At 40.7% G+C, this 19,532-nt stretch carries 25 protein-coding genes; 11 read left to right on the top strand and 14 right to left on the bottom strand.

Annotated elements, in window-relative coordinates:
* Positions 1-72: 72 nt before the first annotated feature.
* From AC25Y5_RS16755 to AC25Y5_RS16735, 5 genes are read right to left on the bottom strand one after another with little or no spacing between them, the layout of a single operon-like run.
* The gene (locus AC25Y5_RS16755) at positions 73-294 is read right to left on the bottom strand and encodes a hypothetical protein (RefSeq protein WP_488141297.1); all 222 of its coding nucleotides are present in this window, start codon (positions 292-294) and stop codon (positions 73-75) included.
* Positions 295-315: 21 nt separating this feature from the next.
* Positions 316-1,002, bottom strand: a complete 687-nt coding sequence (locus AC25Y5_RS16750; RefSeq protein ID WP_482101337.1) for an ABC transporter permease — start codon at positions 1,000-1,002, stop codon at positions 316-318.
* A gap of 18 nt (positions 1,003-1,020) precedes the next feature.
* A complete protein-coding gene (locus tag AC25Y5_RS16745) occupies positions 1,021-1,935 on the bottom strand; it encodes an osmoprotectant ABC transporter substrate-binding protein (protein ID WP_488141296.1) in 915 nt (304 codons plus the stop codon).
* Positions 1,936-1,947: 12 nt separating this feature from the next.
* Positions 1,948-2,604: an ABC transporter permease gene (locus tag AC25Y5_RS16740; RefSeq protein WP_482105946.1), complete on the bottom strand. Its 657-nt coding sequence runs from the start codon at positions 2,602-2,604 to the stop codon at positions 1,948-1,950.
* Between the two features lie 13 nt (positions 2,605-2,617).
* Complete coding sequence (locus tag AC25Y5_RS16735; protein ID WP_488141295.1) at positions 2,618-3,775, bottom strand: betaine/proline/choline family ABC transporter ATP-binding protein; 1,158 nt, start codon at positions 3,773-3,775, stop codon at positions 2,618-2,620.
* A gap of 192 nt (positions 3,776-3,967) precedes the next feature.
* On the opposite strand from AC25Y5_RS16735, the gene AC25Y5_RS16730 reads away from it, so the two are divergent.
* Complete coding sequence (locus AC25Y5_RS16730; protein ID WP_488141294.1) at positions 3,968-4,783, top strand: flagellin N-terminal helical domain-containing protein; 816 nt, start codon at positions 3,968-3,970, stop codon at positions 4,781-4,783.
* A 46-nt stretch (positions 4,784-4,829) separates the two neighbouring features.
* On the opposite strand, the gene AC25Y5_RS16725 is transcribed toward AC25Y5_RS16730, so the two are convergent.
* Positions 4,830-5,243: a hypothetical protein gene (locus AC25Y5_RS16725; RefSeq protein ID WP_488141293.1), complete on the bottom strand. Its 414-nt coding sequence runs from the start codon at positions 5,241-5,243 to the stop codon at positions 4,830-4,832.
* 209 nt (positions 5,244-5,452) lie between these two features.
* Here AC25Y5_RS16725 and AC25Y5_RS16720 point away from each other — a divergent pair, with 209 nt between their 5' ends.
* Complete coding sequence (locus AC25Y5_RS16720; RefSeq protein WP_488141292.1) at positions 5,453-5,647, top strand: CsbD family protein; 195 nt, start codon at positions 5,453-5,455, stop codon at positions 5,645-5,647.
* A 31-nt stretch (positions 5,648-5,678) separates the two neighbouring features.
* Here the strand turns inward: AC25Y5_RS16720 and AC25Y5_RS16715 are convergent, their stop codons facing one another.
* Positions 5,679-6,146, bottom strand: coding sequence for a YflT domain-containing protein (locus AC25Y5_RS16715; RefSeq protein WP_488141291.1), 468 nt, complete (start codon positions 6,144-6,146; stop codon positions 5,679-5,681).
* A 156-nt stretch (positions 6,147-6,302) separates the two neighbouring features.
* Between AC25Y5_RS16715 and AC25Y5_RS16710 the strand changes: the two genes are divergently transcribed.
* Complete coding sequence (locus tag AC25Y5_RS16710; protein ID WP_482101345.1) at positions 6,303-6,551, top strand: hypothetical protein; 249 nt, start codon at positions 6,303-6,305, stop codon at positions 6,549-6,551.
* Positions 6,552-6,598: 47 nt separating this feature from the next.
* Here the strand turns inward: AC25Y5_RS16710 and AC25Y5_RS16705 are convergent, their stop codons facing one another.
* The 4 genes from AC25Y5_RS16705 to AC25Y5_RS16690 form a co-directional block, all read right to left on the bottom strand.
* Positions 6,599-7,303 (bottom strand): CBS domain-containing protein, encoded by a 705-nt coding sequence (locus tag AC25Y5_RS16705; protein ID WP_488141290.1) that lies wholly within the window; start codon positions 7,301-7,303, stop codon positions 6,599-6,601.
* A 96-nt stretch (positions 7,304-7,399) separates the two neighbouring features.
* On the bottom strand, positions 7,400-8,182 hold the full coding sequence (locus tag AC25Y5_RS16700; RefSeq protein ID WP_488141289.1) for an ABC transporter permease: 783 nt from the start codon (positions 8,180-8,182) through the stop codon (positions 7,400-7,402).
* Positions 8,182-9,081: an ABC transporter ATP-binding protein gene (locus AC25Y5_RS16695; RefSeq protein WP_488141288.1), complete on the bottom strand. Its 900-nt coding sequence runs from the start codon at positions 9,079-9,081 to the stop codon at positions 8,182-8,184. The genes AC25Y5_RS16700 and AC25Y5_RS16695 overlap by 1 nt, the downstream gene beginning before the upstream one ends.
* Positions 9,078-9,242: a PLDc N-terminal domain-containing protein gene (locus tag AC25Y5_RS16690; protein ID WP_482101349.1), complete on the bottom strand. Its 165-nt coding sequence runs from the start codon at positions 9,240-9,242 to the stop codon at positions 9,078-9,080. The genes AC25Y5_RS16695 and AC25Y5_RS16690 overlap by 4 nt, the downstream gene beginning before the upstream one ends.
* Positions 9,243-9,601: 359 nt before the next feature.
* On the opposite strand from AC25Y5_RS16690, the gene AC25Y5_RS16685 reads away from it, so the two are divergent.
* Both AC25Y5_RS16685 and AC25Y5_RS16680 read left to right on the top strand, forming a co-directional pair.
* Positions 9,602-10,489, top strand: a complete 888-nt coding sequence (locus AC25Y5_RS16685) for an EamA family transporter (protein ID WP_488141287.1) — start codon at positions 9,602-9,604, stop codon at positions 10,487-10,489.
* Positions 10,490-10,582: 93 nt separating this feature from the next.
* Positions 10,583-11,146 carry a GNAT family N-acetyltransferase gene (locus AC25Y5_RS16680; RefSeq protein WP_488141286.1) on the top strand — a complete coding sequence of 188 codons (564 nt, stop codon included), beginning with the start codon at positions 10,583-10,585 and terminating at the stop codon, positions 11,144-11,146.
* A gap of 148 nt (positions 11,147-11,294) precedes the next feature.
* Here the strand turns inward: AC25Y5_RS16680 and AC25Y5_RS16675 are convergent, their stop codons facing one another.
* Complete coding sequence (locus AC25Y5_RS16675) at positions 11,295-11,840, bottom strand: NADPH-dependent FMN reductase (protein WP_488141285.1); 546 nt, start codon at positions 11,838-11,840, stop codon at positions 11,295-11,297.
* 190 nt (positions 11,841-12,030) lie between these two features.
* On the opposite strand from AC25Y5_RS16675, the gene AC25Y5_RS16670 reads away from it, so the two are divergent.
* Both AC25Y5_RS16670 and AC25Y5_RS16665 read left to right on the top strand, forming a co-directional pair.
* Positions 12,031-12,567 (top strand): RNA polymerase sigma factor, encoded by a 537-nt coding sequence (locus AC25Y5_RS16670; RefSeq protein WP_488141284.1) that lies wholly within the window; start codon positions 12,031-12,033, stop codon positions 12,565-12,567.
* Positions 12,564-13,316: a hypothetical protein gene (locus AC25Y5_RS16665; protein WP_488141283.1), complete on the top strand. Its 753-nt coding sequence runs from the start codon at positions 12,564-12,566 to the stop codon at positions 13,314-13,316. Before AC25Y5_RS16670 ends, AC25Y5_RS16665 begins: the two co-directional genes overlap by 4 nt.
* Before the next feature lie 659 nt (positions 13,317-13,975).
* Here the strand turns inward: AC25Y5_RS16665 and AC25Y5_RS16660 are convergent.
* Positions 13,976-14,689, bottom strand: coding sequence for a FadR/GntR family transcriptional regulator (locus AC25Y5_RS16660; protein ID WP_488141282.1), 714 nt, complete (start codon positions 14,687-14,689; stop codon positions 13,976-13,978).
* A gap of 190 nt (positions 14,690-14,879) precedes the next feature.
* Here AC25Y5_RS16660 and AC25Y5_RS16655 point away from each other — a divergent pair, with 190 nt between their 5' ends.
* The 4 genes from AC25Y5_RS16655 (at position 14,880) to AC25Y5_RS16640 (ending at position 18,829) form a co-directional block, all read left to right on the top strand.
* A complete protein-coding gene (locus AC25Y5_RS16655; protein ID WP_488141281.1) occupies positions 14,880-16,262 on the top strand; it encodes an FAD-binding oxidoreductase in 1,383 nt (460 codons plus the stop codon).
* 14 nt (positions 16,263-16,276) lie between these two features.
* A complete protein-coding gene (locus AC25Y5_RS16650) occupies positions 16,277-17,272 on the top strand; it encodes a bile acid:sodium symporter family protein (RefSeq protein ID WP_488141280.1) in 996 nt (331 codons plus the stop codon).
* Between the two features lie 88 nt (positions 17,273-17,360).
* Positions 17,361-18,569, top strand: a complete 1,209-nt coding sequence (locus tag AC25Y5_RS16645; RefSeq protein ID WP_488141279.1) for an alanyl-tRNA editing protein — start codon at positions 17,361-17,363, stop codon at positions 18,567-18,569.
* An 11-nt stretch (positions 18,570-18,580) separates the two neighbouring features.
* Positions 18,581-18,829 carry a hypothetical protein gene (locus AC25Y5_RS16640; RefSeq protein WP_488141278.1) on the top strand — a complete coding sequence of 83 codons (249 nt, stop codon included), beginning with the start codon at positions 18,581-18,583 and terminating at the stop codon, positions 18,827-18,829.
* 63 nt (positions 18,830-18,892) lie between these two features.
* Here AC25Y5_RS16640 and AC25Y5_RS16635 read toward each other — a convergent pair whose 3' ends face one another.
* A complete protein-coding gene (locus tag AC25Y5_RS16635) occupies positions 18,893-19,492 on the bottom strand; it encodes a short chain dehydrogenase (RefSeq protein ID WP_488141300.1) in 600 nt (199 codons plus the stop codon).
* Positions 19,493-19,532: the final 40 nt, after the last annotated feature.

The raw sequence follows: 19,532 nt of genomic DNA, 5'->3' as shown, positions 1-19,532 counted from the left end.
TAGCTGCATAATATAAAACTCTAACTTTAAGGGGTCACAACAGTTATCGGTGGTTTTCGAACTACTTTCCATTCAATTTGATTCCCATTCTTTAATTCTCTTTTTCACTTCGGCTTCCAAGTCTGCAATCTGCATTTCGTGGTTCTCCTGGTCAGGCTTCATTTGAAACCAGTTCACATCATTGTCCTTGTAATGTCCTTGGTATTCATTCCCGTCCAAGGTTAACTCGAAATGCAATGTCTCATTTGGTGTATCTCCAAACATTTCCTTACGTATATTAAAATTCTCTATCATTTAGTCCCCTCCAATCCGTTACTATACGATATTATTTACAGGTGAAACTTTTTTAGTCACTGCCTTCCGGTTTGCAGGGGATAGAACACGTTCCAACCAGCCCATTAATAAGTCTGCAATTACCGCCATTAGGGCAGTTGGAATCGCTCCTGCCAAAATGATAGCCGCGCCGTCCGTCACATTCGTGCCTCGGATAATAATGGAGCCGAGTCCTCCGCCGCCTATGAAAGCTCCGATTGTTGCGACTCCGATTGCAACAACAAGTGCAGTTCGCAGGCCCGCCATGATTACCGACATCGATAGTGGTAGTTCAACCATGAACAGCATTTGTGTCCGCGTCATCCCCATTGCACGACCTGCTTCCAAAACGGATTTTTCAACACTTTTAATTCCTGTATAGGTGTTTTTTATGATTGGCAATAAAGAATATAGAAATAAGCCCATCACGACCGTGTTAGGTCCCAGTCCCATCGCCAGCATTAAAACAGCAAGCATTGCGAGGGCCGGGATGGTCTGAATTATATTCGTTATCGATAATACCCATCCACTCAATTTACCATAACGGGCAATTAGGATTCCCACGGGAATTCCTACAATCGCCGCAAACAGGACTCCATAAGCAGACATAAGGAAATGCCTTACAAACTGATCCCATACGTAGGTGCCGTTTATTGTGAAATAGGCCCACAGTTCTTGTAACGTTTCCATTAGCTCACCTCCAGTGACTCAGTTGAAGTAATTGTTTTCAGCCAAGAATTCTTTTGCCACGATAGCAGGTTCTTTTTTGTTGACATCTGCTTCGTAGTTTAGACGTGTCATCGTTTCCCCATCAATTTTACCTGCAAGTTTTTTCAGAATAGTATCGATTTCTGGATGCTTTTCAATGACATCTTTTCGTGTGACGGGCGAGCACTCATACGGCGGGAAAAATTTCTTATCATCTTCTAACGTTTTCAAATCGAAAGCTTTCAGACGCCCATCCGTACTATACGCCAGAACAACGTCCATCTTTCCGCTATTCACCGCTTGATAAACAAGTCCGAGAGACATAGGCAATGCTTCACCAAATTCAAATCCGTATGTCTCGACAAATCCCTGGTAACCATCGCCTTCTCTGTTCAGCCATGAATTGTCTACGCCGAGCGTTAATTCATCAGCAATTCCTTCTATATCCGATACAGTATTAAGTCCTTCTTTTTCAGCGAGGGCATCCGTCACTGTAAGTGCATACGTATTTTGGAAACCATAAGAATCGTACCAAACTTGATCGAAACGCTCATCAAACTCTTTTTGGACTAAAGCCATTGCTTCTTCAGGATCGGATATTGGCTCTATCTCTAAAACGCTTGCCATGTCAGTACCCGTATAGCGTGCCGCCGTAATGTCTACTTGTCCACTAGTCAATGCCTGGTGCTGTATAATAGACGTTCCCAGATTTTCCACCATTTCAACATTCAAATCAGTTTCTTTTTCAATCATTAATCGAATTACATGACCTAAAGTCGACGTTTCTGTACTTGTCAGTGTTGCAATTCGGATGGTGTTTTCCCCTCCGCCAAGGCCAGGAAGTGAACAGCCCCCTATCAACAAGGTTGTAGCCAAGAGCGGAATTATAAATTTATTTATATTTTTTCTAAACATTGTATTCCCTCCTCAAGAAACCACTTTCCTGCTTTCTTTCAGTCCTTTTGGCGTTGCAAACAATTCAAAACGGCCGAGAAGGAAATCTACTAGAAGTGCAAGTAATGTCACCGGTATCGCACCACCAATTATTAAATCTGTTCGAAATAAATTCAAACCATCAAAGATAAAATCTCCCAGTCCTCCTCCACCGATGAACGAAGCAAGTGTTGCCCAACCGATTAGATAGACCGCTGAAAGCCTTATTCCCGCCATAATAACTGGAATCGCCAGTGGTAGTTCAATATTTAAAGTTCGCTCGAAAGCTGTCATACCCATACCACGACCGGCTTCCACGAGATCCTGATTGACCCCTCTCACACCGATGAATGTGTTTCTAAGAATTGGCAACATCGAATAAAGAAATAAAGCAACAATTGCAGGTACTTTTCCAATTCCAAGAAGCGGTATGAAGAAGGCAAGAATTGCAAGACTCGGGAACGTCTGAATGACGCCAACGACCCCTAACACAAAACCAGCTACTTTAGGCACTCTGTTTAGCATTATCCCAAGTGGAACTGCAACAATAATACCGAGGGAAAGCGCTATAAATGAAATATAGAGATGTTCCCAAGTCTTCGTTGCAAGCTGGCCTCCATACTCAGAGAAAAAATCAATAAGTCCGTTCATTCAATAACCTCCTTTACACTTGACCCAGTGTTTGTTCTTCAGATTCTCCTTCGCCATCTCCCCAAATGGAATCATAGACGATATCGACTAGGTTTGTTCTTGTAATCAGACCGACCAGATGTCGATTTTCATCGACAACAGCTACATATTTCAAGCCCCGTACAAGAATATTACGTGTCGCTTCTCGTAGAAGTGTATCTTTTTGAACAACGGTCAATTCTGTAGACATGACGTCCCCGACTGACGTTTCCATATTCCTGCCTCTGTCTATCATCTCAACATTCAGCAGTCCTTTTAGCACGTTATTTTCATCAACAACGAGTAGTGAGTCGACACGACGTTCACGCATAAGTTGAACCGCCTGCGATAGGGTTCCTCCAGCTTGGATAGATATCGGATTTGAATTCATGATTTGCCCTACAGTCTGGATATGTTGCTGCGCTTGCAGGAGACGATCTTTTCCAATGAAGTCCTCTACAAATTCATTGGCGGGTTCCCTTAATATTTCGTCTGGAGTACCCATCTGAACGATTTTTCCGTCCTTCATAATTACAATTCGATCTGCTAGTTTAATGGCCTCATCCATATCATGTGTGACAAAGATGATTGTTTTCCCAAGCGTTCTTTGAAGATTTTTGAATTCCGCTTGCAACGAATCCCTAGTAATTGGATCGAGCGCACCAAAAGGCTCATCCATTAAAATAAGTGGAGGATCAGCGGCTAATGCACGAAGTACGCCGATACGCTGCTGTTGCCCTCCGCTTAGTTCATGTGGATAGCGATCTAGGAATTCCGCCGGCATATTCACAAGCTTAATTAGCTCATCTGCCTTATTATTGCGCTCCTCAATCGACTTTTTCATAAGCCGAGGCACGAGAGCAATATTTTCTCTAATGGTCATATGGGGGAAGAGACCAATCTGTTGAATAACGTATCCAATCGAACGACGTAATTGGACGATATTCTTTTCCATAATATTTTCTCCGTCAATTAAAATTTTGCCCTCTGACGGTTTAACCAACCGATTAATCATTTTCATTGTTGTTGTCTTTCCGCATCCACTAGGCCCAATAAAAACGATAAATTCACCCGCATTAATATGTAAGTTCAAATTATCTACAGCTTTCTTTCCGCCGGCATAGATTTTCGATACATTTTTAAATTCCAGCACTTACTTCGCCCCCTATGGTTAAACTGTTCAATAGGTTATTTATGTACACTTCTTTACAATACCCTCAAATGTAAATACCCTGTTTCATAATTTATTAAACGAAATTCAGTTAATTTTATTATCAATAAATTCCTCCTCTTAATAATCTCTATTTAACGCCGATGTATGACACAAAGGCAGGAGGTTTTTGCAATGTTTGGAATTTGGCAAACAACAGGAATGAACGTTATTCGCAATATGAACTTGCAAAACAAACAAGTAATGCAGTCAATGGAAAGATTGTCCTCAGGCATGCGCATAAATCGTGCTGCGGATGATCCAGCTGGTACTGCGATTTCTGAGAAAATGCGCGCTCAAATCCGTGGACTATCTATGGCAGGACGCAATATCCAAGACGGAATTTTACTATTCCAGACAAGCGAAGGGACTTTAAATGAAACTCATTCCATTCTCCAGCGAATGCGAGAGTTAAGTGTTCAGTCTTCCAACGGAACATTGACTAATTCAGATCGCGAAAACCTTTCTCTCGAATTTGAAGAACTAAAAAATGAAATCACCCGCATATTCATTGATACGGAATTCAACTCACTCCCTCTGCTAGATGGCTCACGTTCTTCATTAAAAATTCAAGCCGGGGCTAATGGCGGGCAGTCGATTGAATTTTATATTGGTGATATGAGTGCTACTTCAACAAGGTTGAAGAACGTGTCAATTATGGACTCCACGAAATCCAATAATGCCATCGCTGCACTTGATAATGCCATTAAAATTGTCTCATCTGAACGTTCTCGAATGGGTTCCTATACCAACCGACTTGAACATGCTTACAATAATACACTAGTTATGGAAGAAAGCTTAACTGCCGCCGAATCTCGCATACGTGATATAGATTTCGCAAAAGAAATGATGGCACTAACGAAAGCGAATATCCTGCTTCAAGCAGGTCAATATGTCCTTTCAATGCATATGCAACAGGCCCAATCCGTACTTCAGCTCCTAAAACAATGAAAAAGGTAATCCTGTGTGTCTACTTTCGACATACATGATTACCTTTTCATGGGTTTAAACCTTTAAAACCAAGTATAGGAATTCGATCTTCTTTTAGTTCCACACCTTCATCGTTCATAGCAATTTCGATTATGTATTCAAATTTCCCATATGGGCGAACGTCAATCTTCTCCTTGACAAATGGATTATTTGTCACGAGCGCCAATTTACCAGTCTTTTCGTTGTATCCTTCCACGGCAAAGCGATACCCCTCGATCATCGCATATGGAATAATTTCATATGCATCTTCCAATTCCCTTACAGAAACCGGTCTAATGAAAACAGGATTTTTTCCGTTCTTTTCTATGAATCCATTTTTTAAATCTAAAGGATTGCCTGATTGCAAATAATATTGCCGTAGGTATGATATCAGTTCAAACTCTTTATTTCCCCATAACGCATATCGACCTTTTCTAAACATTTCATCTCCCCCACTATTTTATATTTGTATCCATTATACGCAATATATCGACAAGTAGGTACACTTGGTTTGTCACATTTTAGTCAAAATTCATAGGTATCTAGACTCATCTTTAGACAAAGTATTCCAAAATCCGTACACTATTCACAAGTTTATGTTTTTTCTTGGCGGGTATATTGTAAACAACGAAAAAAATTGGAGGTTTTACTATGACGAACAATGGTTTTTCAGACAAAGTAAAAGGTACAGTAAATAAAATAAAAGGTGAAACGAAAGACCAGATTGGTAATGCTTCAAATGATGCCTCACTGCAAGCAGAAGGAAAGTTTGACAAAATAAAAGGTGAAGCGCAAAAGGCAGTCGGAGAAATAAAGCAGGTAAATAGTGAAGGTGAAAAAAGCTGATTCCAACTGGAATCAGCTTTTTTCTATCCAACTATAAGTTATTTGTATTAATACGTGGAACGGTGTCTTGTTGGTTATTATCTAATCCAGCTAACTGTTCTCCACTCAAACTTCGTTCAGCCCTGCTATCCATTTCTTCAGGGTGCTGTTCTGCCGTCTGATCATGGCTCGCCCTATCCTCTACGAACAATGCAACTCCGCCATTTTTCACCTCATTATAGTACTCCCTTGATTTCTGTTCTGAAACCCCCATGCTTTTAAAAGCTGCTAGAATCGGTTCTTCGTCACTCAAAAATAGTTTGAATCGGTCTAACCATTTTCCATTAGTTGTACCTAAAAGTTCGGCTTCTGTCTGTCCGCGCAACATTGTAATAGTATCTTCTGCGGTCGTAACTACATACATCTCACTTTCAACATATCCTTGCGCTTTCATTTCCGTGATTTTATATAAAACAGTATCTTCTGAATGAAATGTACCGATAAATTTCTTGTGTTCCATTTTACATAGCTCCTCCTTGATGAATAGTCTCTTTTTTATAATGTACCCGTCAATTTCACAAAAAAACTTTAATGTTTAATTTCTATAAAATAGTGAATAACATAAGGACAACAGAATATTCCACGGCAGATTAAAATAGAAAGGAGTCTGGTTTTAGTGACTAAAAAGAAAGTATTCACTGAACGTGACCGGAAAGATGCAGATGGGCCATATATGGATAATCCAGAATATCTCCGAACAGATAAAGAGAGCATTTATGATATGCATGAGGATATGCAAACTGTTGATGCGGTACCTCTTGAGGACGCTCGGATGGAATGGGAAGAAGAAAAACGTCACCACGATACTAAAAGCAATTCGTCCAGCGCCGAGAAATCACCAGGATCCGGTTTGCCGAAGTATTGAAAAAGCTTTGTACCACTCACTTCGTGTGAATGGTACAAAGCTTTTTTTCACTCTATTTTTATTAGATCCAGTGGCGTAATTATTCCCAGTAATTTCTCTTCGGGCTTACCATTTTCAGTTATTAAAAGAGCTTCGAGGCGCTTTCCTTCAGAGACAAACTTTTTGAAGTATTCTTCAGCTTCATAAACAGAAAGATTACTTTTAACAAATCTGTATGTGTTTTTTTGTTTTTCATGAGAATAAATGTCGAGGAGTGTTGGCATTTCCCGGGAAATGATAGTATCTGTCATATTATCTGCTAGCCAATATGTAATTCCCGTAGCTGTTACAAGTCCAATGAACTTATTATTCTCATAGATAGGGATTTGATTGAACTTTTTTTCACGTATCATCTTTAATCCGGAGGATAGTGTATCAGAAGCCTGTAATGTATGGACTTTTCGTGTAAACATATCACCGACTGTAACTGGTTTTGATAGTTCGCGTTCGATATACTCAATCAGCTCGACTATATCGTCATGCGGTTCCGCAATTGCATACTCATTATCTGTGCGATGATGAACGATTGCGTTGCGCAAATCACCATATTCCCGCAAATCCTGCTCAAACTTGCGGATAATTGCATTCAAATGCTTTGATTTGTCAATTAAGCGTGAGAATGGCATATAGCTATTTAAGCCACTAATTTTCTCCATTGACTTTTCAATTCGGTTATATGCAAAAATAAATCGGTCCGAGTTGCGTACTGTCATATAAAATTCCCCCTGTCTCGTAAAATAAGTATCATTTTTTACCTTGAACAGTGTCTAGACTATGTGCTTTCCTTATAATAATAACAGAATTTTCGGTCACACTGTTGTTTTTGCTGCGTTCCGTTTTGCCATGTAAACACCGAATACGATAAGTGCGACTATAAGGACCAATGTGAGGCCTGAACTCATCCATAAATCCGCTTTATCTGATTCCGGCTTAAACCAAAAAGAAGCATACATCGACAATTTCCAGGGTGACACGGTCCAATATGTTCCGATAAGTGAATCGATTACCTGATAAATAAGTGTAATCAGAATTGCAAGCCCCGCAGTACCACCTGTTGGAAGTGATGCACTCAACGCTAAGACAACCGTCACAACAAAGATAATCCACAGGCTATAAGTCGCAATAAATGCGAAGACCGACATTATATCTATATGGTTGTAGAGAAGTTCAATGTAATACCATGCTCCAATGAAACCTAGCCATACGCTACCCAGTATAATTCCATTAATAACGATCCACTTGCTCAAAAAGTAATTACGAAATGACATCGGGCGGACGTAGAGAAGAGTCGCTGTCCCATTTTTCCGTTCACCTGAAATCGCACCCATGAATGCAAAAATAATAACAAGAATGCCAATGAGTTGATATTGCCCAAGTAATGATATGAAAATATCTTCCCCTCTGAATTCTGGCCAAGTAAATTCGGCTCCTTCTGGCAAATTGCCAACACTTTTCATGATTTCAGGTAAAAAATGATTCGTAAGGGGCTCTAATATCCCGAAAATGATAAAGACAATAGGGATCCATAGTATCTTAAAGTTTCTTGTATGCTCACGCCATTCTTTCCGCAATAACACGCTCAATCCATTCATCAAATCACCGCCACTTTCATGAAGATTTCTTCAAGGGTCGCCGTTTGAAGTTCAACTTTTCTAACTAGGAAAGCACCCGCACTTAATACGGATAGAACAGATGACATTTCAATCAATTGCGACTGAACATCAATAGATGTAACCAATCCTTTTGACGTCACTTGCCACTCGACCATTTCCTTGAAACGCCCCAATTCTTGCATACCTTCAAATTCAATAATAATACGCGGTTCTGCATGGCGTGCACGCACCTCATTAAGCGAACCCTGTTCAACAAGTTCTCCGTGTCTCATAAAAAGCACCTGATCGGTCATTTCTTCCGCATCATTCAAAATGTGGGTTGAATATAAAATCGTTGTTTCCCGTTGCAATTCTTTCAACAAATTCATCACTTGGCGGCGCCCAACTGGATCCAGTGCAGATACTGGCTCATCCAACAACAGCAACTTCGGTTTATGGACAATTGCTTGTGCAAGCCCAAGTCGTTGTTTCATCCCTCCAGAATAGGTACCTATTTTTTTGTTAAGGGCTTCCCCAAGACCGACAAACTCCAATGTCTTTCTTGCTTCGATAGTTGCTTGTCTAGATGCTACTCCACTCAATTGAGCAGCCATTTCCGTGAACTCAAGTGCAGATAGCCATGGGAAGAATTTTGGATACTGTGGGAGAAATCCGATAACCGACCGTATATCTTGTTTGGGGTCACCTTGAAACTGCATTATGCCACCAGTCGGCGAAACCAGACCTGCAAGCATCGACAGTGTCGTCGTCTTTCCAGCCCCGTTCGGTCCAATCAAAGCCGTAGCGGTATTTTCATCAAGCGCAAACGAAACCTCTTCAACTACCTTATTGGTCCCATATCTTTTAGACAAATTTTCTACTTGAAGCAAAATGTTCATACTTGCCGCCTCCCAAAAATAAAGTACAGGATAGGACCAATCAGATTTACAAAGATGATAATGAAGATCCACATGATGAACGGTCCATTTGTCCGCTGATGCCGAATAACGTCAACGAGGGCAATACTCATGAGAATGACCTGCAACACAATAATCGGCATAATAAGGCTCCATGGAATATTCGCGAGTTGAGACAAAGACTTCACAACCTTTCTATTATTTGTTGGTAAATTCAGTATAGCAATTCTGTTATACATTGTATATAACAAAATCACTATAAATATAAACTTTCCACCACATTAAATAGCCTTCCAATCACTATGATTGAGCGGCTATAATTATTCATCCGCCAACTACAAGAAGAAGAAAGATTATTAACCTCAGAACTAGGTCAGCTCATATCAATTTATGTAAGAGTCTATAAAGTATCTTCACCAAACTTCCATAGTCCTCTGACATCAGACCTGTAAGACTTTCCCTAATAGTGCTATACTGTTGAAATGGAACAGGGGGTTATTTTATGAAACTATGGATTTATCCGTTACTTATTATCTTTGCGGCAAGCTGTTATGGAATTCTTTCAACGATTATTAAACTGGCGATCCTAGATGGTTTCACTGCTGCTGAAGCAGTGACTAGCCAATATTTCGTCGGATTTTTTATAGCACTACTCATTTTCGTTATCGTGCGACATAGAGTCCCCAAATTCGGTGGTGGTACTACGCTGCTTTTAGCGGGTCTATTTACAGCTACAACAGGCACAGTATATGGACAAGCTATTGAATATATGCCTGCTTCTCTTGCAGTGGTCATGCTATTCCAATTCACTTGGGTCGGTATGCTGTTCGACTGTATTGCGAAGAGACGTCTGCCGAAACAAATTGAAGTTATTTCACTACTCTTCCTTTTTGGAGGAACCATACTTGCAGCTGGAATTATCGATGCAGACCTTAGCGGAATTCCATGGCAAGGTTGGGCATGGGGAATGGCTTCGGCTGTCAGCTTTGCGTCATTCGTAATGATTAACTCAAGACAAGTCGAAGGTATGGATACAGAAACGCGTCTGCTTTTCACATCGTTTTTCGCAGCAATTGCCATCTTCTTTTTCCAAACGCCGGAAATCGTCTGGAATGGTACGTTGTTTAGCGGTGGTTTATGGATATATGGCATCATTCTCGGATTATTTGGGATTGTCATTCCAATTTATCTCTTTTCGATTGCCGTGCCAAAAGTCGGTACTGCAATGACCTCTATATTAAGTGCCGCGGAACTGCCGGTTGCCGTTACCGCCTCCGTTATTTTATTGAAAGAATCGCTGACGCTTTTCCAAATAATCGGGATTATCATCATCGTTATCGGTATGACCTTACCGACTATTTCCCAACGAAGATTGAAATATAGTAGATAAGTTGAACCGCCTACTGCATCTGCAGTGGGTGGTTCTTTTTAAATAGGTAAGAACGTTTGCTATAATCAGAGGATAAATAAGGAGGCTTTTCAAATGGACATAACGATTCGGCAGGCACAACCGATTGATGCAACTCAGGCAGCACCACTTATAATTGACGCAATCGGTGATATTGCCAAAAGAATGACAGGTGAAACAGACTGGGACAAGGTGGAAAAGGAACTCTGTATACTGTTCAAGCGTGGAGATAACCGACACTCCTATTTCTATACATATGTTGCAGAACTAGATGATAAAGTGGCCGGTATTATGGTGTTATACGCAGGTACAGATGCCCCTGATCTCGATCGGAATTTAAGTGAATGGCTCGCAAAAAAAGGTGCCGCCAATTCTGAAGTGGACGCGGAATCGTTACCTGACGAACTTTATATCGATACTATTTGTATTGATCCTTTGTTTCGCGGTAAAGGAATCGGGACGAAACTATTTCAGTATGCGGAAGAAATTGCGAAGCAAAAAAACATCGCAAAGCTCTCTTTAAACGTAGAAACACAAAAAGAACCAGCTATTCGTCTATACAAACGGCTTGGTTATGACATTGTCTCCCCATGGACAATTATTGGTGAACCATTTCATCATATGGTGAAAGTTATTTAACTAGATCAGCTGTACAATTGAATACAGCTTAGGCGTCTTACAAAGGGTAGCTGAAGCAGATTTCAATGATTTCTATATCTTAATTTATATAATATACAAACCGCCCTTACGACTTCTCTAATGGAAATCAAAAAGGCGGTTTCTTTTATTATTTAACTTCTGGTTCTTTAACAAAAGTAACAAACTTATCGACGACTTGATCTAAAAACTTAAGTGTCATTTCATCTATCAGCTCGCCATCTAAGAACTTTTGTCCGGCAGAGCCGATGAAGATTTCATTTCCTGCAGGAGGCATCGTATTCGCTTGGATACTCCCTAATACTTGTCGTAAGTGCAACTGTGCCCTTACTGTCCCGAGTGCTCCTTGTGAAACGCCCATCGGTAAGACCGGCTTCCCCACTATCACCTTATCAACCCTGGACAGCCATTCCAACGCATTTTTTAAAACCCCTGAGAAGGACCAGTTGAATTCCGGTGTACTAATAAGTATGGCATCTGCTTCAATAATCATTTTCTTAAAGTTCTGCACCACTTCCGGAGGTGTCTTTTCATCATCTTCATTAAAGTACGGAAGATTACCGATTTCTGCAATTTCCATTTCAAAAAGGTGACTGAACCTCTTTTCAATCGTTTTCACTAACTGCATGTTAAATGACTCTTTCCTCAAACTCCCGACAATCGCAACGACTTTCATCAATCTCTCTCCTCTATTTTCACACTTTTCACACTTCACCTTTTAGTTTACACGATACCTTTCATCCGCATATGTCATTCGGCTCGGCATTACAAAAAAAAGATTGTAGACACGAAAACTTTTTCATATTTCTGAGGGTAAGTATAGTATGAACAACAAAATACCGTTGTTCCGAAGGAGTTGAACCTAAATGGAAAAAGAAGAAATAATACGAAATATACTGGCTGGTGATAAAGAGTCATTCCGTATCTTTTACGAAGCATATGCTGATTATGCAATCCGAACGGCCTCTGCAATTACGCGAAACCGTGAAATGGCGAAAGATGCCGTTCAAGAGACGTTCATCCGCGTGTACCGACAAATCGGCAGCTACAATCCCGAATTGCCTTTCGATCCATGGTTTTATCGAATCTTGACAAATGAATGCCTTCGTTACCTAAAGAAAGAATCACCACTATCAAAGTTCGAACATCCCGATTTAGAAAATGATCCTTCCCTTGCTGAAGAATCTTTCGATCATCTATCTGATTTATACGATACGATTCAATCGCTAGAAGACATGCATCGGATTCCGCTCATTTTAAAATATGTGAAAGGCTTCACCGAAAAAGAGATTGCAGACATTCTAGGTTTAAATCTGAATACTGTAAAATCACGGTTGTTTAAAGGCAGGAAGAGGCTGAAAGAACAGCTGGATCCGCTTGATAAGGAGGATGGTTTACGATGAGTAATTTCGACAAACGAGTAAATGAAGAACTTCATACACGGACCAAACAGGAAACGAATGGGCTCAAAGATGAAATATGGGGTAGTTTGGAAAAAGAATTGTTCAGCGAAGAGCAAGATTACAAAGGGGAGGTAAAAAAAATGAAAAAGAAAAGCCGAGTAATTCCCATCATTATTACAGCTGCCGCCGCTCTTGTCATTGCATTCAGTTTACAAACGGATACAGGACTGGCATTCATTAAAGGCATTAAAGATATGTTCGTCCCTGAAAAAGAAATCATCCAAAGTATCGAAGGTCAGGACGAGGCAGCGAACGTTAACTTGAATGAAGGTACCAACTCCGAGTACATCATTTATGTCGATGAAACACGCTACAAAATGATTAACGGAAATGAAGTCGATATCATTACGACACTCGATCCATTACCTGAAAAATACCCTGAAGTAACGATGGAAATTAAACAAGTGGCCAATGAAAAACCAGAAGACCTTGTTGGCAAAATCGAAGCAGAATTGAAGAAGGATTTCCCTGAATTACGTGCGGTGGAAACAGTAACAGAACCGCTCGAAGGCTACTGGTTGCATGGTATAACAGGCAGTGAGTGGGATAGTAAAGTCGTCACTGCTTACGTCTTAAGCAACGGAAAAGAAGGAAGCTTCGTCATTACAGAAAACTATTTCCTTGAAGCGGCGGAGGGTCACGGCGCCAGGTTCCACCATATGTTGGAGAGTTTCGAGATAATAGATTAACGCCACGGGGAAAAGGATGGGTGATAAAACCATCCTCTTTCTTTATTTTTATTGTAAAAAATGTGTGTCGTTCTAGGCATAAATGCAAGATTGGAAGGGTATATATTATGTATATAGCATCTTCCGAGAGAGTCATTCTTTTAGTTGATTTTAAAAGGGAGGTTATGAGTGACATGGATATATTCATAGTTGTAGTAGACACGCTCGTCATCATATCGTATATCTTACTTATTGCTATGATTTCCCCACATATAATGCGGGTTATCAAGAATAGAAAATACGATATATTTTTTCAATTGTTACCTGTGCTGGCTATCATTTTTGTAAGTAGTATGGCTGTTTGCGTCGGTTATGGCGGGTTTCAAGAAACACTATTTTTCCGGTTAACAACTATAATCTCTTTTTCACTATTTCTAGCCTTGCTTTTCTTGACATTGTTGATGAAAAAATTATGGAAAGAGAACTACGAAAAACTATTAACCTGGTTACTTTCCTTTCGTCTAAAGGAAATACGCTTTCTGAAAGCTAGGTAGAAAACTAAAATAATCTCCATGTTTAGATACGGCTATTCATTAGTCGTATCTTTTTTGCATAAATTCACCTTTTTATGTAACCATTTTTAAATACATCGTTTACTTTAGTTGGATTTACGATATTGTTCATCCTAACTCCGGCAAAAAATTTATGCTCAGCTCTCTACGAATACGCGTAATATGTTCTTCCATCAGTTTCTTTGCTTCCTGGGAATTGCCCGATGCGATTGCCACGTAAATCTCCTTATGCTCCTCAAATGTATCTTCAAAGCGATTGTCATTTAAAAAACGATGTTTGCGTGTCGCTCGTATTGTGTCTTCCATTCGTTCAGTAAGCGTTTGAATCAGATTAATCAGTAATTTATTTTGAGAAGCTTGGACGATTTGCAGATGAAAATGCAAATCAGCCTGTACTCCCGCTTCTGCATCTTCCTGGGATGCGGCCATCAGTTCCAGTGATTGGCGAATCTTTTCCAAATCTGCGGAAGTTGCGCGTTGTGCGGCAAGTGATGCCGATTCGACTTCTAAAGCACGACGCAATTCAAGCATTTCATAGACCAAGTTATTTTCGGCCTGAATAAACGTAGAGGAGAGTGCATCACTTATCATTTGAACTTCAGACGTTTTGATGAAACTCCCCCCACCTTGTCTAATCTCAATAGTACCGTTAGTCTCCAGTGCTTGTAGTGCCTCTCTCACAGACGTTCTGCTGAAGTTAAACTGACTCGCCAGTTTTCTTTCGGGCGGCAGCTTATCTCCCGATTTCAGTCCTCCATTTAAAATGAGTTCTTCTATTTTTTCAACAATTAATTCATAGGTCTTTTTTCTCTGTGTAATCAACCACTTCACCCCGATTCGTACTATTAACGATACCAACCATTATTAGATTAATCAATGACTTAAAAATAAGTATTGTATTGTTCGGATTATTGGTTATAATGATAAACATTGGTTGGACCAAAATCTAATAATTCTAAATCACCAAAATTCCCGGTATGACCACTTTTTAAAATGAAGGAGAGAAATCGAAATGACAACAGCTATAGACGATATAGTCCACATACTAAAAAATGTACTTAAAGACGATCAGGTGACCATCAATGAAACCGTGAGAGAACTGCACGGAAAGGATGAATCCTATCACGCCGCAAGCCTTCCAGACATTGTTGTTTTCCCAGAATCTACTAAAGACGTTAGCAGCGTGATGAAAATATCGAATGAATACCAAATTCCTGTCGTGCCGTTCGGTCTTGGTTCTAGCCTAGAAGGACATATTATCCCTACCAAAGGTGGAATCACGATTGACTTTTCATTGATGAATAAAGTATTGGAAGTTCGAGAAAATGATTTTCTGGTAAAAGTACAACCCGGCGTGACACGTACACAGTTAAATAAAGAACTGAAAAAGCATGGATTGTTCTTCTCGGTCGATCCAGGAGCAGATGCAACACTCGGCGGAATGGCGGCAACAAACGCTAGCGGTACAACGACCGTTAAATACGGTGTCATGCGTGATCAAGTTCGTGATTTAGAGGTTGTAATGGCGGATGGGTCAATTATCCACACCGGAAATATGGCTGCAAAATCTGCTTCGGGCTTTCATCTAAATGGCCTTTTCGTAGGGTCTGAAGGTACGCTTGGTTGCTTTACAGAACTGACACTTCGTGTGTATGGTATTCCGGAGCATGTAACGGCCGCGCGTGCATCCTTCCCTACCGTCAATGACGCAGTGGAAGCTGTCGTTTCTATTTTACAAGCTGGGATTCCGATTGCACGGGTGGAATTAGTAGATGAACCATCTATAAAACAGACGAATCTTTACAGTGAAACCAACTATAAAGAAAAACCGACATTATTCTTGGAGTTTCATGGGAATGAAGCGGGATTGAAACAAGATGTCGATTTCACAAAAGAAATTGTTAAAGACCATCATTGTGAAGACATTGAATTTGAAACGGACAATGCTGGACGTAACAGGCTGTGGGAAGCACGTCACAATTTAGCCTATGCTTTCATCCACGGCTACCCAGGGAAAAAGATGATGGTTACGGATGTCTGTCTTCCTATTTCAGAGTTGGCAAGTGCAGTTGAACACGCACGTGAAACGGTTGAATCACTAGGTTTGACTGGCGGAATCGTCGGTCACGTAGGCGATGGTAACTTCCATGTACTACTGATGATGGACATGAACGACGCTGAAGAACTTGCAAGAGCTGACGAATTGAATGAACGAATCGTCATGTATGCACTTGAGCGCGGCGGCACATGTACTGGAGAGCACGGCGTTGGTAGTGGCAAACAGAAATACCAGGAGCAAGAGCACGGTGCAGCACTCCTCGTCATGGAAAAAATCAAAAAAGCACTTGACCCGAATAATTTATTGAATCCAAATAAAATCGTGAAGATGGACTAGAGAGGATACCTATTATGAAAACACTTGAAGCACTCAGTACAATTGCAGGAAAATACTTCGCCTTTTGGGTTATTATCATTGCCATTGTTGCATTCATCGTGCCCACACCTTTTTTAGGATTAGGCGGCTATATTACAATTTTACTAGGAATCGTCATGTTCGGAATGGGATTGACTTTAAAGCCCGTTGATTTCAAAATCGTTCTGACAAAGCCATTACCTGTCATTGTCGGCGTTGCAGCTCAGTTTATCATCATGCCCCTTGTCGCTTTCGCATTAGCGCACTTACTTAAGTTACCTCCTGAATTGGCGGCGGGCTTAGTGCTTCTCGGTTGTGTTCCAGGTGGTACAGCTTCCAACGTAATGGTCTATCTAGCAAAAGGAAATCTTGCGTTATCAGTTGCAATGACTTCCCTATCCACTTTATTGGCTCCAGTCGTTACGCCACTCTTGCTACTTTTACTTGCAGGGCAATGGCTGCCAGTTGATCCAGTCTCGATGTTTATGTCGATTGTACAAGTGATCATCATTCCGATTATTTTAGGGTTTGCAGTTCAGAAACTTTTCCCGAATGCTGTTGAAAAAAGCGTTTCGGTTGTCCCTCTTATTTCAGTGCTAGCAATCCTAATCATCGTTTCCGCAGTCACTGCCGCAAATGCAGATAATGTTGCAAGTTCAGGATTTATTGTTTTCATTGCTGTTTTCCTTCATAACGGATTCGGTCTGTTACTTGGCTACCTCACGGCTGTAATGCTCGGCCTAAACGAAAATGATCGAAGAGCCATCTCTATTGAAGTTGGCATGCAAAACTCTGGATTAGGTGTCGCACTTGCGACTGCGCATTTCAGCCCACTCGCAGCACTACCAAGTGTATGGGGCGCCATCTGGCATAACATTTCAGGTCCGATTCTCGCCACAATCTGGTCGAAAAAACCGATAGTTGAGGAGATAGATGAAACAGACGTAACGCAGGATAAAGTTTTATCCCCTGCTAGCAAGCTACTAGACTAATCAGAAAAAAGAGTGAGAATCCCCAGTGAATTGCCACTCTTTTTCTTTGTTCTTGATAAAATAGAAAAAAACTATTGGAGTCGATTGCATGCTAAAAGATCGTTTGTATAATACAGATCCATTTTGTAAATCATTTACGACTCAGATAAAGAAGACAGCACAAGATTCAGATGGGCATCACTATGTCGTTTTGGACAATACAGCATTTTATCCGACAGGTGGCGGTCAGCCGCATGATATAGGAACATTGAATGGCATCGCCGTACTCAACGTCGAGGAAGTGAGCGATGAAATCCGCCATACGGTAGCTGAAAGTCTCGGTTTTATGACCGAAGTGGAAGGCGTCATCGACTGGGAAAGACGCTTTGACCATATGCAACAGCATGCAGGACAACATATTCTGTCAGCTGCTTTTGTTGAACTGTTCGGATTTCCGACAGTGAGTTTCCATTTAGGCAGAGAAATCGTATCGATTGATTTAGATATTGAAGAAGTATCTTTAGATCAATTACATGCAGTGGAAGAATTAGCGAATGACATCATTTTAGAAAACTTACAAATTGAAATAAAATGGGTGACGGAAACTGAACTTCATCGATATCCCCTTCGCAAGCAATTGGCGGTGACAGATGAAATTCGGCTCGTCATCATTCCCGATTATGACTACAACGGCTGTGGCGGCACGCATCCACATTCAACTGGACAAGTAAGTATGCTGAAAATTTTATCGACCGAAAAGCATCGTGGCAAAGTTCGCGTCCATTTTGTTTGCGGTGGGCGTGTTTTACAGCAATTGAAGCGTAAAAATAATGAGTTGACGGAAGCTTCAAGATTGTTAAGTACACCCGATAACGGCGTTGCGAAGGCGGTGCAGAAGTTATTGGAAGCGAATCATTCGCTTGAGAAATCGTTGGCGGATGCACAAGAAGCACTGTTGGCATTTGAAGCGAAAACGTTATTAAGTCAACAAGAACACGGCGTTGTGAAAGCACTCTTTACAGGTAGAACTGTTCAGCAATTACAGAAACTTGCCCGACTCCTTGTGGCTGAATCAGATGAAATAATTGTACTTCTTGTTGCCGAAAATGATAATAAACTACAGTTCGTCACAGCCCGTGGACCTTCTGTGAAGACGAGTATGAAGCCAATTCCATCTATTATACATCCCCTCATCAATGGCAAAGGCGGCGGAAATGATGCGTTTGTCCAAGGTGGCGGCGAACGGTTGGTATCAGCAGAACAGTTGCTGACTGAAATAAATGAAACTTTAGTTAATCTGGTTCGTAAAGAGATGTAGAGGTGAAAACAATGAAAAAATATTTAATCTTTATGAGTAGTTTTGCAGTACTGTATTTTTTGTTCCAAATTTCATCGGGAGCGATTCTAACGCTTTTATATACACCTAATTTATCAGGCGTATCATCCACATCTGGACAAGAAGTTATAGTAGAAAGTGCTTCTATCAATTCTCTATTCATTATTTTCCTTTCATCGACAATTGCCTTTTTGCTTTCACAGAGATTGAGTAAAACCTCAAAAGCTCCAGCCAATATTTGATGCACAGTAAATACGAAAAGCCTTCCAAGAAATCTACCTGGAAGGCTTCTATTATTCCAAATGTCAGTACACTTCGTAATTCTGGCCATTTTGTAAGCCAAAGACACTTTTTTCAAAAGCAAGAACCACACGCTTTACAGGAACCGCTTCGAACCCCTGGAAAAGACCACTAAGCCTATGCATCGACTCTTGTAACACATTTGGACTTACGCTATTAATGCGAATTCCTCTTGGCATTTCAATTGCCGCAGCTTTAACGAATGCTCTGACACCGCCGTTTGCCAGTGCAGCTGAAGCCCCCAGTGCAATTGGATCATCCATCATAACTCCCGTCGTTAACGTAAAACTTCCACCATCATTCAAATTATCAAATCCTAATAGAACCAGATTAACTTGCCCTTTCAGTTTGCTATTAATCCCTACATCATTCAACTCGGGTGTCATATCCGTTACTGCGTCAAAATGGGCACGACCTGCAGCATTGATAACCGCGTCCACTTTACCAATTTGTTCGTACATCTTCTTAATACTCTCCACTGACGTAATATCAACGGACACATCAGCACCGTTTCGGCCCGCGCGGATCACCTCATGCTTTTTCTCCAATTCTTCAGTAACCGCTTTTCCAATCGTTCCACTTGCACCCACAACGAGTATTTTAATATGTAATCCTCCTTCTTTAGAGTGTGTAGCGTTAACTACC

This window comes from Sporosarcina sp. Y1011, assembly GCF_057669885.1.
Note: the sequence above shows the minus strand (reverse complement) of the source record. Positions and strands in the feature narration are given on the sequence as shown.